Below are 12,903 nucleotides of genomic sequence, written 5' to 3'. Positions count from 1 at the left end.
CGGAGCGGATACCCGGTTCAGGCCGCCGGCGCAGGCGCTGCACGCCGGCGGCCATGAGCCTGGCGTCTTGACGACCCGCCCAAATGCGTGCGTGACGGTCCTCTCGATCGGGTGACGGTCGGGAGCGCCTCCGCCTGAGATGGCCGTGTGAGGGAGTAGACACACCCTGTGTCCAGCGCCTTCGCCCTCACCGACCGGGCGCGGTTGCGTCCCCCGGTGCCGAAGTGGGCTTGGCGCCTGGGCGTCGTGGTGGTGGGACTCGAGGTCGTCGGCTTCCTGCTCCGCGTACTGCACGCTCCCCGATGGCTCGCTCGGCCGCTCTCCATGGAGCTGCCGTTCTCCGCCCCGCGCCTGGTGGTGGCCGCGGTCTTCGCCGGCGTCGCCTGTGCTGCGCTCAGCGGTGCGATCCGTATGCGCGGACGCCGGACGTGGTGGACCGCTGTCGCCGGCGTCGCGGGGCTCATCGCCGTGGTCAAGGCCGGCAGCGTTGTGCACAAGGCTGTTCTGGAGGCCATCGACGGCTATGCCCACCCGGTCCGCGCCCTCGCCTTCTTCGGAGTCGTGGCCGCAGCGGGCATCGCCTGGCTGTGGTGGTTGAGCCGGCATGACAGGCGCGACCGTCGACGGGTCCTCACCTGGCTGGCCGTCTACGCCGGAGCGTCGGTGGGCCTGTCCACCGTCTCGGGGGTTGTCGAGACCGCACTGGGTCACGGACACCCGCTGACGGCAGCCGCCGCCCTGGTCGAGGAGAGCACCGAGGGGATCGCCGGCGTGGGGTTCCTGCTCGCCGTCCTCCTCGGAGTCGCACCCAAGCTCGTCCTCCCGGCAGGCTGGACCTTCCGCCGCCAGGACGACGAGGGCAGCCCGGAGCCGGTCGAGGCCGACCGGCGGACTCAGCCCCGCAGCTGATCTGCGGCCCGGGTGTTCACCACCCGGTCCGAACCGATCCCCGCCTGCGCCGCCCGCTCGCACCCCGCGCCCTGCCAGTCCAGCTGACCGGGCGCGTGCGCGTCGGTGTCGATCGAGAAGTCGCACCCGATGTCGGCGGCGAGCTGGAGCAGCCGCATTGGCGGGTCCAGCCGTTCGGGGCGGGAGTTGATCTCGACCGCCACGCCGTGCTCGAGACAGGCGGTGAACACCGCCTCGGCGTCGAAGGTGCTCTCCGGTCGTGGCCGCTGGGTCTTGCCGCCGGCCTGCTGGCGCTCCACCAGCAGCCTGCCGGTGCAGTGCCCGAGGACGTCGGTGTGCGGGTTGGTGACCGCGGCCAGCATCCGCTCGGTCATCTGCGCCTTGGGGGCGCGGAGGTCGGAGTGCACGCTGGCGACGACGACGTCCAGCCGCGACAGCAGGTCCTCGTCCTGGTCGAGCGAGCCGTCGGCCAGGATGTCGCACTCGATCCCGGTCAGGATGCGGAACGGGGCCAGCTCGAGGTTCAGCTCGGCGACCACGTCCAGCTGGCGTTCCAGCCGCTCGGCGGTGAGCCCGTTCGCGACGGTCAGCCGGGGGGAGTGGTCGGTGAGCGCCAGGTAGTCGTGGCCGATGTCGCGGGCCGCCTCGGCCATCTCACGGATCGGGCTGCCGCCGTCGGACCAGTCGGAGTGGGTGTGCAGGTCGCCCTTGAGCGCCGCCCGCAGCTCGGCGGCGGGGCCACTGAGCTCCTCGGGCACCTGCTTGTCCTCGACGTCCTGCAGGTACGCGGGCACCTTGCCGGCCGCGGCCTCGAGGATGACGGTCGCCGTCTTGTCGCCGATGCCGGAGAGGTCCTTCAGCGTCCTGGTCCGCACCCGGTGCTCGAGCTCCCCGTCGGCCATCCGGTCGACGACGGCCGCCGCGGTGCGGAACGCCTTGACCCGGTAGGACGGCTCGCGGGCGCGCTCCAGGAGGAAGGCGATCCTCCGGAGCGCGCCCGCGGGTGTCATGCCGGTGGTGCTCAGAGCCCGGCGGCCTTCTTGGCAGCCTTGGCCTGCTTGCGGATCTTGCGCCCGGTGCGGCCGCGGGCGGCCTTCTTCTGGGCCTTCTCGGCCTTCTTCGAGGCCTTCTCGAACTTCTTCTCGGCCTTGTTGATCGTGCGCTCGCTGACGTTCTTCACGCGCCAGCCGGCCGAGGGCTTGCCCTCGGTGTCGACGGCGGCGATCAGCAGACCGCCGAGCAGTCCGGCGTTCTTCAGGAAGTGCGCCTGGTTGCTGAACTTCTTCTCCGGGTCGCTGTCCTCCCAGAAGCGGTGCCCGGCCAGCGTGGTCGGCACGATCGACGCGGCGAGGGCCAGGGCGGACAGCCGAGGGAAGACCCCGAGCGCGAACGTGGCGCCGGCGCCGACCTTGATCCCGGCGTCGACCTTCACCCACTGCTCGACGTCCTTGGAGACCTCGACCGGGAGCTGCTTGTCGGCCTGCTCCGCGAGCTGACCGACGATCTTGGTGGCGCCCGGAACCCGGCTCTGGGGGTTCCGCAGCGTGCTGATGCCCCCGTACACGAACGAGGAGGCGAGCAGCGGCCGAGCGATCCGGCGGACCAACATGGGGAGTACCTCTTCCATCGACGACGTCGGCGGGTCCTGTGCCCGCGGTGACCGCCGGGCAACCCTCGTCAGGACCGTAGTGACGTCCGGTGGGGGACGCCTGGGGAGACCCTGGGTGTGACCGACGGCGCAGGTCCCGGCCCGGCCCGGGGCGCGCACACTGGTCAGGTGACCCCGCGACCGGCATCTCCCGGTCCGCGGGACGACACGTGGTTGTGGGCCCTCGTCGGGCTGGCACTGGGGTTGTTCTCCCTGGGGTTCCTGGTCCGGTGGCGGTGCGCCGTGGGGTCCTGCCCCCTCCCGGGCCGGGAGTGGATCGTCGACCTGGACGCCATCGGCGGGCTGCCGCGGTTGTTCACCACCGCGGTCTTCGCCGCGACCGCCGTGGCGGCCGCCGTCGCTGCGGTGCAGACGCGGGGGACGTCCCGGCTCTGGTGGAGCGCTGTCACGGCGATCGGCGCGGGGCTGGTCTTCGCCAAGCTCGTGAGCGCGCACTCGGTGCTGGAGACCTCCGACGGGACGACGCTGACCCTGCTCGTGGGGACCGTCTGCACCGTCGTGGGTCTGCCCGCACTGTGGGCCGCAGGCCGTGCGTGGGGGGTCGCCGGCAGCGGGCTCGTCGTGCTGGGACTGGCCGTCTACGCGGTGGCCGCCCTGGGTCTGGACGTGGTCACCCGGACGGTCGCGGTCGTGCAGCCCCAGCCGCTGCCCCTGACGGCTGCCACCTTCGTCGAGGAGCTCGGGGAGGCGCTGACCGCGGTCGCGTTGCTGGGGGCCGTCGCCCGGGCCAGGGCGCGGCGTCGCCTCGGCGGGCGAGGGCAGCACGCCGGCAGCGGTCGGCTCAGTCGTACGGGTTCGTGAGGACGGCGCCCGCTTCTAGGACGGCGAAGGTGACCGCCGGCCCGTCCGTGGTGGTCGTGCCCGGGACGGCGACCTGCGCGCCGCCGTCGACGCTGAACGTCGCACCCCAGGTGACCGTGACGTAGGCCGTGTAGCTGCCGGACGAGTAGTCGTGGGTGACCGTCTGCCCGGGGTAGGGGGCGCCGGGGTCGGTGCTGGTGAGGGTGGTGCCGTCGCCGGTGTGCCAGGAGTAGGACTGCGCCCCCGCCACGATCACGACCTGGAAGCCCCGGATGTCGACGGTGAACGTCTGCTGCGTCGGGCTGTCGGTGAAGAAGATGACCGGCAGCCCGACCAGCGCATTGCCCGGCGGCTGCTGCTGGGTGAGCAGCTCGGGGAGCGGGAGGGTCTGGAAGTAGCGGAAGACCTCCTCGGGGGACGGCGGGGGGTTCAGGTCGGTGACGTCGACGCACGCGATATCCACCGTTGTCCAGCCCCCATACAGAGTCCCGGCGGCGAGGCCCGGGGGCGCTGGCAAGTTATCGACGCTCGTGGCGTCTACCTGTACCAGCCGCTGTCGCTGCACTCGATAGGCACTTACCACCCGACCGTCTCGCGTTTCGCACGTGAGATTGGTGGTGCCGCACGCCCCGATGTTCGTGTCAGCCAACTCGCACTGCGTGAGCAAGCGCCAGGCATACAGACGGGGCCCAGCGGGCGGGAGGTTGGTGGCAACGTAAACGCCATCGATGGGACCTTGGACATCCTCGGCACTGATGGATGCGGCCCCGTCGTTCAATCCTGTGGTGACGCACTGAAGTTGGCGACATTCTGCAGAAGCGACATCGAAGCTGATCAGACCGAGGAATAGGAGCCCCGCGACCAGCAGTACCCCTAGTTGACGTCCCATTGCGTGAACAGCCAGGACTGCGAACTGCTGGACCAGTTGAGAATGGCCCCGCAATTCAACGATGCAGGGGGACCACTGAGGTCTGTCTGCTCGGAACCCGTCGAATCAATGACGGTTAAGGCTTCTTGGTTCAGGGTGAAGGCGGCTTCTGATCTCTCGTCGATGATGGTGGCGTCGACGTAATTCAACGCCACAAGGCCGCCTTGATAGTTCAATCCACTCTCGGCGTCCTCCCTCAGGTTTAATATGAGTTCGTCGCATGTCTCGCACCCTTGGCTGAACTGGTCCATAAACGTAGGGTCCAGATCGCGAAGGGCAAGGTTGTATATGTCCATGTAGTACTGAATGAACGCTTCAGCCCCGGTCGGTGTCTGCTCCCGCGCCTCAGCCGGCATCGGCAGATCGGGAGGCCCCAGCGGCTCGAGCGTCGCCTCCGCGGACGCAGAACTCGACGCCGTCGGCAGCGTCTGATTCGCCTCCTGCCCCCGCGAACACCCGGAGAGCAGCAGCGCGAGAACAGCTCCCACCGCCAGCACAGACCCGACCCGCATCCCACGCCCCCGCGTCTCCCGACAGAAGTCACGGGAGTCTATGCAGGTCAGAGGCCCGCGACGACCCCCGCTGTGGACAACGGGATCAGCGGTTGCAGTACACAGTCAGCCGCTGACGCTTCGTGAAGGTGAACGACGTGGCGGCCGACCCGGTCTCCCCGTCGTAGGCCACGGTCTGCGGCCCCGACCGGGACTCCACCCGCAGCTGCTCCACCTGGAACTGCGCGTACGAACGGCTGTGCTCGCTGACCCCCAACAGCGTGGCGAGCACCGCCCGGGTCCGGCCGAAGCGCAGGTCGGCCCGCAGGTACTGCACGTCCAGCATCCCGTCGGCCAGGGACGGGCGCCAGGCCGGCGACAGTCCCCGCGGGGTGTAGACCCCGTTGCCGACGAAGAGGATCCACGCGCGGATCGGCTGCCCGTTCACGACCAGCTCGATCGGCGAACCGGTCCGCAGCACCTGGCCCGCCGCCACCGTCAGCGCCGCCCACTTGCCGATGCGGCCCTTCATCGCGTCCCGCCGCCGCACCATCTCCGGGTACAGCCCGATGCTCGCTGTGTTCAGGAACGGCGTCCCGTTCACCGTCGCCACGTCCACCTGCACCCCGTGCCCGGCCTCGACCGCCTGTGCCGCCTCCACCGGCGTCGCCACCCCGACGTCCCGCGCGAAGTGGTTCAGCGTCCCGGCCGGCAGGACCGCCAACGGCAGCCCGTGGGTGAGCGCCACCGCCGCGGCCGCTGTGACGCTGCCGTCGCCGCCGGCCACGCCCAGCGCCCGCGCACCGTTCTGCGCCGCCTCGGTCAGCACGTCGGTCACCGACTGCTCCGGCGTGATGTCGACGACCGTCGCCCCGGGCAGCAGGCCCTGGATGTCCTCGGCCGGGTCGTAGTCCTCCCGGCCCGAGCGCGGGTTCACCGCCACCGTCAGTCCCTCGCCGCGAGGGAGCGCGGGTGCCGCGAACGACGTCCGCACCTTCGCCGGCGTCGTCGGCCGCACGTGCCACCAGTGCTGGCTGGCCGCCGCGATCGCACCCCCGACCGCCATCCCGGCCAGCACGTCACCGGGGTAGTGCACGCCCACGTGCACCCGCGAGTAGCCGACCCCCAACGCCACCGGCGCGACCAGGGCCCCGGCCCACGCGCTCTCCATGGCCACCCCGGTCGCGAACGCCGCCGCCGACGCGGAGTGCCCGCTCGGGAACGACAGAGTGGTGAGCTCGCGGTCCAGCGCCCGCGAGGACAGCGCCCCGCTCTCGGGCCGCCCCCGCCGGAACACCGGCTTGAGGACGACGTTCACCAGCGCGCTGGACACCGCCATCGACCCCAGCCCCCGGATCGCCGCACGCCGGGGTGCGCCCTGCTTGGCGGCCAGCACGAGCCCGACGCCCACCCAGAGCTTGCCGTGGTCGGCCAGCTCGGACAGCCGGCGCAACGTCCCGTCGGCGCGGGTCTGCGGCAGGCGGTGGACGGCGGCCTGCAGGCGGGCGTCGAGGCGGCGGGGGGAGGGCACGCGAGGACGCTACGACGCCGACCTGGGCCCTCACCCCTCCGAGGGACGACCGGTGCGGACCCGCCGTGCACCGGTCGATGGGAGGGGGACGCCATCTCCACCACCACGAGGGACTGACACGACGTGCGCACCAGGGTCCGACTGCTCCCACTGCTCGCCGCCACGCTGATCGGCGCGACCGCCACCGCGGGCCCCGCGCTGGCCGAGGTCGCGCCGACCCCGGCGCCGGCCGAGGAGACGGCGCCGACCCCTGCCCCCGAGCCGGAGCCCGTCACCCCGGCGCCCACGCCCGCCCCGGCACCAGCACCGGCACCAGCACCGGCACCGGCGCCCCAGCCGGCCCCCGCGCCCGAGCCCGCCCCCGCGCCGGCACCTGCTCCCGAGACCGCGGCCCCGCAGACGCAGCAGGCCCCGGCTCCGACGCAGCGCGCGACCCCCCGTCCGACCACCCAGGGCACCGGCTCCAGCCGCCCGTCCCAGCAGCAGGGTCCCGTCGTCGTCCCCGAGCAGCCCAGCACCGGCGGCTCGGCGGAGGCCGACACCGCGACCGCGCTGGCCGCCACCGCGGCAACGGCCGCCACCGACGGCGCGCGGCACGCCGCGGAGGCCGAGGCCGGTCAGCTGCTGGCCGCCGGCTACGCCGACCGGGCCAACGCCGCGGCCCTCGCCGACGCCACGTACACCCGCGATCAGGTCGCCGCCGCGCTCGCCGACGCCGGCACCGCTCGTGACCTCCTCGCCGACCAGGTCACCGCCGTCACCACCTCGGTCGAGCAGGCCCAGGCCGCCCTGGCCACCGCTGCGGCGAACCGCGACCAGGTCCTCACCCTCCCGCAGGGGGCCCGCGGTGTCGCCGCGCAGGCCGAGTACGTCGCCCAGGTCGTCGCCGCCGCGCAGGTCTCGGTCGACCGGTCGGCGGCCGCACTGGCCTCGATCGGCTCGTTCACCGCGCCCGTCGACGACGCCGTCCGCACCCTGACCGCGCTGGCCGACCGGCTCGACCCGGCCGCCAGCAGCACCCCGCTGCCCGACGTCGCCGCCGTCTACGCCCTCGGCGGGGTCGTGCTCCTCGGGGCGGGCGTCGCCGGCGTCGTCGCCGTCGGGCACGCGCGCACCCACCACGGGCGCCGCCGGTTCGCCTGAGTCAGGACCTCTGCCGCGCCCGGTAGGCCGCCACCGACGACCGGGACGCGCAGGTGTTCGAGCAGTACCGCCGGCTGGCGTTGCGCGAGGTGTCCACGTAGACGTTCCCGCACCCCTCGGCCGCGCAGACCCCCAGCCGCTGCCAGCCGTGCTGCACGACCACCTGCGAGAGGCCCATCGCCACCGTGGTGGTCAGCTGCTCCAGCGCGCCGGCCTCGGCGGCGGCGTAGTGCAGGTGCAGCTCGCCGTCGTGGTCGGTGGCGTAGGGCTTGGGGGCGGCCATCGCGAGCAGTGCGTTGAGCCGCGCCACCACCTCGTCCTGGGACTCCGCCAGCGCCACCTCGCGCACCAGGTCGGCGGTCTCGGCGACCGCGCGTGCCTGCCGCGCCGACAGCTCGAGCGCCGTCCCGTCGGTGAACCACTCGTCGTGCGCGGTCAGGAACTCCGGCACCCAGGAGTCCGTCCGGTCGGCGTTGGCCAGGTCGATCGCCAGCTCGACGGCGTTGGAGCCGTAGTCGTCGTAGTCCATCAGGACCCTCCCGCCGTGTAGGCGTCGTCACGCATTTGACTCCCTACGAACCGGCTCGTACCGTCGGGAACACGTAGGGGGCCAACGGTGGTTTGCACCCTACGATTCCCCTCTCGTACGTTCGAAGTGAGCTCCGTCATGCGCCAGTACCTCACCGTGTGGCGGCTGCCGTCCGCCCCGGTGCTGCTCGTCGCCGGCTTCGCCGGTCGGCTGCCGTCCGCCATGGTCCCCCTCGCGCTGCTCCTGCTGGTGCAGCAGCAGACCGGTTCCTACGCCGTCGCGGGCCTGGCCTCGGCCACCTACGGCATCGCGATGGCGGTCATGGCCCCCGTGCTCGGCCGGCTGGCCGACCGCCGCGGCGCCCGCGTCATCCTGCTCTCCCAGGCCGTGGCCTACCCGCTGCTGCTGGTCGTGCTGGCCTCCACCGTGCTGACCACCACGTCGGTGCCGCTGATGGTGGTGGCCTCGGCCGCCGCCGGCATGAGCACGCCGCTGGTCAGCGGCACCGTGCGCGCGCTGTGGTCCCGCGTCGACCCCCGGGTCCGCCCCACCGCCTACGCCCTGGACGCCACCACCACCGAGCTGGTCTTCGTCGCCGGCCCCACCACGGTCGCCGCGCTCACCCTGCTCGCCAGCCCGGTCGCGGCCATCGCGCTGGCCGGCGTGCTCACCGTCGTCGGCACCCTGGGCATCGCGTTCTCCGGCGCCATGCGCGCCTGGCAGCCCGCCGTCCCGGTGCAGCGCAGCCTGTTCTCCACCGTCCGGGTGCCGGGCATGCCCCGCGTCCTGGTCAGCGGCACCGCGCTGATGCTCGGGTTCGGCGCGATCGAGGTCGCCGTACCGGCGTTCGCCGACGCCGCCGGCAGCCCCGGGCTGTCCGGCGTGCTGCTCGCGACCTGGTCCCTCGGGTCGGTCGCCGGCGGGCTCTGGTTCGGCGCCCGGGTCCTGTCGGTCTCGCTGCCGCGGCTCTACCGCTGGGGCCTGCTGGGGACGACGATCGGCATGGTGCCGCTCGCCGCGGTCTCCAGCCCGCTCGTGCTCGGTGCGCTGCTGTTCCTGGGCGGCACCGCGATCGCCCCGACGTTGACCGTGCAGAACTCCCTGGTCGGCTCGATCGCCCCGGCCGACGCCACCACCGAGGCGTTCACCTGGCTGTCGACGATCGCGTTCGGCGCCTCCGCGGTCGGTGCGGCCGTCGGCGGGGCGATCGTGGAGACCTCCTACGGCGTCGGTGGTGCGCTCGTGATGGCCGCGACCGCGGCTGCGCTGGCCGTCGCGGTGACCCTGCTGCCGGGTCGGCGGGTGCCGGCGCCGGTCGTGCGCGAACCCGTCGCGGCCTGAGGCACCCCCCGGGAGCCCGGGGTCGGAGGCGCTGGTAGTCTTCGTCCTCGGTGCTCCCGGGGGAACCTGGAGCCCGGGGAGGCTTCGCCTAGTCCGGTCTATGGCGCCGCACTGCTAATGCGGTTTGGGTTTTGGCCCATCCCGGGTTCAAATCCCGGAGCCTCCGCGCAACAACTGAACAGCACCACCAGGCACCCGTAGCTCAACGGATAGAGCATCTGACTACGGATCAGAAGGTTAGGGGTTCGAATCCCTTCGGGTGCACGTCTGGTTGAGACAGCGCCGGCCCCCGCACTCCTCGGAGTGCGGGGGCTGACGACTGTCCGGGGGCCTTACAGCGGGAAGCTGACGTACTTCGTCGACAGGTACTCGGCCAGGCCCTCGTGGGCGCCCTCCCGGCCCAGTCCCGACTGCTTCACGCCGCCGAACGGGGCGGCCGGGTCGCTGACCACGCCGCGGTTGACGCCGACCATGCCGAACTCCAGGGCCTCGGAGAGGCGCAGGCCGCGCGCCAGGTCCTGCGTGAAGACGTAGGCGACCAGCCCGAAGGGCGTGGAGTTGGCCAGCTCGAGCACCTCGGCGTCGTCGGAGAAGGTCGCGATCGGGGCGACCGGGCCGAAGGTCTCCTCGACCACGGCGGCCGAGCCCGCGGGCACGTCCACCAGCACGGTCGGCGGGTAGAAGAAGCCGGGACCGGACGGCCGGGTGCCGCCGGTGACCACCCGGGCGCCGGCCTCGACGGTGGCCTGCACGATCCGGTCCACCTTGGCGACGGTCTCCTCGTTGACCAGCGGGCCCAGGCCGACGCCCTCGTCGTCCCCACGCCCGACCTGCACCGCGCCCATCCGGGCGGCCAGCTTCTCGGCGAACGCGTCGGCGACCGAGGACTGCACGTAGAAGCGGTTGGCCGCGGTGCAGGCCTCGCCGCCGTTGCGCATCTTGGCCAGCATCGCGCCGTCGACGGCGGCGTCGAGGTCGGCGTCGTCGCAGACGACGAACGGGGCGTTGCCGCCGAGCTCCATGGAGGAGACCAGCACCTGGTCGGCGGCCTGCTTGAGCAGGATCTTGCCCACCTCGGTCGACCCGGTGAAGCTGATCTTGCGCAGTCGGGGGTCGGCCATCGCGGTGGCCACGACGTCCTTCGCGTTCAGCGTGGGGACGATGTTGACCACGCCGTCGGGCACCCCGGCCTCGGCGAGCACCTGGGCCAGCAGCAGCGCGGTGAGCGGGGTGTCCTCGGCCGGCTTGACCACCACGGTGCAGCCGGCGGCGATGGCCGGGCCGAGCTTGCGGGTGAGCATCGCGGCCGGGAAGTTCCACGGCGTGACCAGCAGGCAGACCCCGACGGGCTGGCGGGTCACGATCGTGCGGGTGCCGCCGGCGGGCGCGACCCGGTAGTCGCCGTCGATCCGCACGGCCTCCTCGGCGAACCAGCGGAAGAACTCCGCGGCGTAGGTCAGCTCGGCCTTGGCGTCGGCGGTGGCCTTGCCGTTCTCCCGGGTCATCAGCAGCGCGAACTCGTCGGCCCGGGCGGTCATCGCCTCGAACGCCCGGCGCAGCATCTCCCCGCGCTGACGGGGCGGGGTCGCGGCGAACCCGGGCAGGGCGGCGTGGGCGGCGTCGACCGCGGCGGTCACGTCGTCGGTGGTGCCGTCGGCGACGGTGGCCAGCACGGTCTCGTCGGCCGGGTCGAGCACGTCGAAGGTCGCCCCGGACGAGGCGTCGCGCCAGCTCCCGCCGATGAACACGCCGGTGGGCACGGGGGAGGAGATGCCGGGGATCTGCACGTCGGTCGTCACCGGGTCATCCCACCACCACCGGCCCCGCTCAGCAGCGGCGGAAGCCGGCCACGGTGACCTCGCCGTCGGCGAACCCGGCTGCCCGGGCCTCGATGCCGGCCAGCGTCGCCGCCGCGCGGGAGCAGGGGAACCCCCACCGCGACTGCACCCGGTCGCTGGCGGTCCGCATCGCCTCCCGGCTCAGCGCGACGAACTCGGCGACCGGGTACGGGTGCCCGACGGTGAAGACGTCCTCCACCACCAGGGAGGGCGAGTACACCCACCCCGAGCGTCCGTCGGGCCAGTGCACGTCGAACTCCACCTCCGGCATGGAGACGAGTGTGGGGCGGGGCGCCGGTCCTGGCGGTCTGGCCGCGTTGGTCGGCTGCGCTCGTCGGTGAGGAGCCTTCGTTTGCCGGCTGCCCCGCCCACGACCACTGTGACCCACGCCACACAACCTCGTCAAGACCTGCGCAGCACCGCCGGGGAGAGCTGGTCGACCGACGTGTGCCCGGAGAGCCCCAGGGTCAGGTCGAACTCGCCGACCACGTCCTCCACCACCTGCCGGACGCCGGCCTCCCCGGCCAGACCGAGCCCGTAGACGTAGGAGCGGCCCAGCAGGCAGGCCCGGGCGCCCAGGGCGACGGCGAAGAACACGTCGGCGCCGCTGCGCACCCCGCTGTCCAGCAGCACCGGCACCCGGCCGTCGACCGCGGCGAGCACGTCGGGGAGGGCGTCCAGGGCGCCGATCGAGCGGTCCACCTGCCGGCCGCCGTGCGTGCTGACCACCAGCCCGTCGACGCCGGCATCCACCGCCTGCCGGGCGTCGTCGGGGTGCAGGACGCCCTTGAGCAGCAGCGGGAGCCGGGTCTGGGCGCGCAGCCAGGCCAGGTCGGTCCAGGTGATCGAGGGCCGGGAGTAGATGCCCAGGAAGGTCTCGACGGCGGCGCGGGGGAGCGGGGAGCGCAGGTTCTCCCGCAGCGACCCCGGCCAGGCCCGCGCCATCCCGACCATCGCGGCGACGGCGGCCGCGGTGGGTCGGGGCTGCGGTCCGCGCGGCCCGGCGGCGGCCGCCCGCTCCTCGACGAGCCTGCGGAACACCGGGTCGGAGGTGTACTGCGCGATGCCCTTGCCCAGGGCGAACGGGAGGTGGCCCAGGTCCAGGTCCCGCGGGCGCCAGCCCAGCATCGTGGTGTCCAGGGTGACGACGACGGCCTCGCAGCCGCTGGCCTCGGCCCGGCGCAGCATCGAGGTCACCAGCTCGTCCGACGTCGACCAGTACAGCTGCATCCACCGCGGCGAGTCGCCCATCGCGGCCGCGGTGGTCTCCATCGGCACCGAGGCCTGGTTGGAGAACACCATCGGCACCCCGGTCGCCGCGGCGGCCCGGGCGACGGCGAGGTCGGCGTCGCGGTGCACCAGCTCCAGCGCCCCGACCGGGCCGAGCAGCAGCGGGGCGGGCAGGCGTCGGCCGAACAGCTCGACCGAGGTGTCCCGTGCGCTGACGTCGCGCAGCACCCGTGGTACCACCTGCCAGCGGTCGAACGCGGCCCGGTCGGCGCGCACCGTCGACTCCCCGCCCGCGCCGCCGGCCACGTACCCCAGCGCCCGTGCGGTCAGCTTCCGCCCGGCCGCGGCGGCCAGCCGGGTGTGCACGGTGGGCACGGTCGGACGGCGGCCGTAGACCCCTGCCCGGTAGACCTCGTCCTGCCGTCGCCGTCCGGTCCCTGCGCCTGCGCTCATGGCCCGACGCTAGTGACCGGCGCCACCCCGTGCGGCGCGG

General features: G+C 73.2%; 13 protein-coding genes and 2 tRNA genes. 6 read left to right on the top strand and 9 right to left on the bottom strand.

Annotation, left to right across the window (positions count from 1 at the left end; translation table 11 throughout):
* Window positions 1-168: 168 nt before the first annotated feature.
* Window positions 169-909: a hypothetical protein gene (locus tag ASG36_RS07100; protein ID WP_055761211.1), complete on the top strand. Its 741-nt coding sequence runs from the start codon at window positions 169-171 to the stop codon at window positions 907-909.
* Here the strand turns inward: ASG36_RS07100 and ASG36_RS07095 are convergent.
* Complete coding sequence (locus tag ASG36_RS07095) at window positions 894-1,919, bottom strand: PHP domain-containing protein (RefSeq protein WP_055761207.1); 1,026 nt, start codon at window positions 1,917-1,919, stop codon at window positions 894-896. The two genes, ASG36_RS07100 and ASG36_RS07095, sit on opposite strands and share 16 nt — an antisense overlap.
* 11 nt (window positions 1,920-1,930) lie before the next feature.
* Complete coding sequence (locus ASG36_RS07090; RefSeq protein WP_055761204.1) at window positions 1,931-2,518, bottom strand: DoxX family protein; 588 nt, start codon at window positions 2,516-2,518, stop codon at window positions 1,931-1,933.
* Window positions 2,519-2,686: 168 nt separating this feature from the next.
* Here ASG36_RS07090 and ASG36_RS07085 point away from each other — a divergent pair, with 168 nt between their 5' ends.
* Entirely contained in the window at window positions 2,687-3,379 is a 693-nt protein-coding gene (locus ASG36_RS07085) for a hypothetical protein (protein ID WP_157498600.1), read from the top strand.
* Here the strand turns inward: ASG36_RS07085 and ASG36_RS22570 are convergent.
* The 3 genes from ASG36_RS22570 to ASG36_RS07070 all read right to left on the bottom strand — a co-directional run bounded on the left by ASG36_RS22570 (window position 3,360) and on the right by ASG36_RS07070 (window position 6,329).
* The gene (locus ASG36_RS22570; RefSeq protein ID WP_235494669.1) at window positions 3,360-3,842 is read right to left on the bottom strand and encodes a hypothetical protein; all 483 of its coding nucleotides are present in this window, start codon (window positions 3,840-3,842) and stop codon (window positions 3,360-3,362) included. The genes ASG36_RS07085 and ASG36_RS22570 overlap by 20 nt on opposite strands.
* Before the next feature lie 410 nt (window positions 3,843-4,252).
* On the bottom strand, window positions 4,253-4,804 hold the full coding sequence (locus tag ASG36_RS07075) for a DUF6318 family protein (protein WP_157498598.1): 552 nt from the start codon (window positions 4,802-4,804) through the stop codon (window positions 4,253-4,255).
* A 100-nt stretch (window positions 4,805-4,904) separates the two neighbouring features.
* Window positions 4,905-6,329 (bottom strand): bifunctional phosphatase PAP2/diacylglycerol kinase family protein, encoded by a 1,425-nt coding sequence (locus ASG36_RS07070; protein ID WP_055761190.1) that lies wholly within the window; start codon window positions 6,327-6,329, stop codon window positions 4,905-4,907.
* A 123-nt stretch (window positions 6,330-6,452) separates the two neighbouring features.
* On the opposite strand from ASG36_RS07070, the gene ASG36_RS22285 reads away from it, so the two are divergent.
* Window positions 6,453-7,472, top strand: a complete 1,020-nt coding sequence (locus ASG36_RS22285; RefSeq protein WP_055761187.1) for a hypothetical protein — start codon at window positions 6,453-6,455, stop codon at window positions 7,470-7,472.
* Between the two features lies 1 nt (window position 7,473).
* Here the strand turns inward: ASG36_RS22285 and ASG36_RS07060 are convergent, their stop codons facing one another.
* Complete coding sequence (locus ASG36_RS07060; protein ID WP_055761185.1) at window positions 7,474-8,001, bottom strand: CGNR zinc finger domain-containing protein; 528 nt, start codon at window positions 7,999-8,001, stop codon at window positions 7,474-7,476.
* Between the two features lie 126 nt (window positions 8,002-8,127).
* Between ASG36_RS07060 and ASG36_RS07055 the strand changes: the two genes are divergently transcribed.
* From ASG36_RS07055 to ASG36_RS07045, 3 genes are all read left to right on the top strand, one after another.
* Window positions 8,128-9,342 carry an MFS transporter gene (locus ASG36_RS07055; RefSeq protein ID WP_235494667.1) on the top strand — a complete coding sequence of 405 codons (1,215 nt, stop codon included), beginning with the start codon at window positions 8,128-8,130 and terminating at the stop codon, window positions 9,340-9,342.
* 77 nt (window positions 9,343-9,419) lie between these two features.
* Window positions 9,420-9,508 (top strand) — tRNA-Ser (locus tag ASG36_RS07050).
* 25 nt (window positions 9,509-9,533) lie between these two features.
* A tRNA-Arg gene (locus ASG36_RS07045) sits at window positions 9,534-9,606 on the top strand.
* 68 nt (window positions 9,607-9,674) lie between these two features.
* Here the strand turns inward: ASG36_RS07045 and ASG36_RS07040 are convergent.
* The 3 genes from ASG36_RS07040 to ASG36_RS07030 all read right to left on the bottom strand — a co-directional run bounded on the left by ASG36_RS07040 (window position 9,675) and on the right by ASG36_RS07030 (window position 12,863).
* Window positions 9,675-11,141 carry an NAD-dependent succinate-semialdehyde dehydrogenase gene (locus ASG36_RS07040; RefSeq protein WP_055761182.1) on the bottom strand — a complete coding sequence of 489 codons (1,467 nt, stop codon included), beginning with the start codon at window positions 11,139-11,141 and terminating at the stop codon, window positions 9,675-9,677.
* Window positions 11,142-11,169: 28 nt separating this feature from the next.
* On the bottom strand, window positions 11,170-11,451 hold the full coding sequence (locus ASG36_RS07035) for an MSMEG_0570 family nitrogen starvation response protein (RefSeq protein ID WP_055761177.1): 282 nt from the start codon (window positions 11,449-11,451) through the stop codon (window positions 11,170-11,172).
* Window positions 11,452-11,582: 131 nt separating this feature from the next.
* The gene (locus tag ASG36_RS07030; RefSeq protein ID WP_055761175.1) at window positions 11,583-12,863 is read right to left on the bottom strand and encodes an alpha-hydroxy-acid oxidizing protein; all 1,281 of its coding nucleotides are present in this window, start codon (window positions 12,861-12,863) and stop codon (window positions 11,583-11,585) included.
* Between the last annotated feature and the right edge of the window lie 40 nt (window positions 12,864-12,903).

It is taken from the genome of Geodermatophilus sp. Leaf369, from assembly GCF_001424455.1.
Lineage (GTDB): Bacteria > Actinomycetota > Actinomycetes > Mycobacteriales > Geodermatophilaceae > Klenkia.
The sequence above is the reverse complement of the archived record's forward strand: the minus strand, read 5'-3'. Positions and strand labels throughout refer to the sequence as shown.

Coding starts and splice junctions, on each gene's coding strand:
- ASG36_RS07090 (WP_055761204.1), bottom strand. CDS start 2,518: ATGTTGGTCCGCCGGATCGCTCGGCCGCTGCTCGCCTCCTCGTTCGTG.
- ASG36_RS07095 (WP_055761207.1), bottom strand. CDS start 1,919: ATGACACCCGCGGGCGCGCTCCGGAGGATCGCCTTCCTCCTGGAGCGC.
- ASG36_RS07035 (WP_055761177.1), bottom strand. CDS start 11,451: ATGCCGGAGGTGGAGTTCGACGTGCACTGGCCCGACGGACGCTCGGGG.
- ASG36_RS07030 (WP_055761175.1), bottom strand. CDS start 12,863: ATGAGCGCAGGCGCAGGGACCGGACGGCGACGGCAGGACGAGGTCTAC.
- ASG36_RS07060 (WP_055761185.1), bottom strand. CDS start 8,001: ATGGACTACGACGACTACGGCTCCAACGCCGTCGAGCTGGCGATCGAC.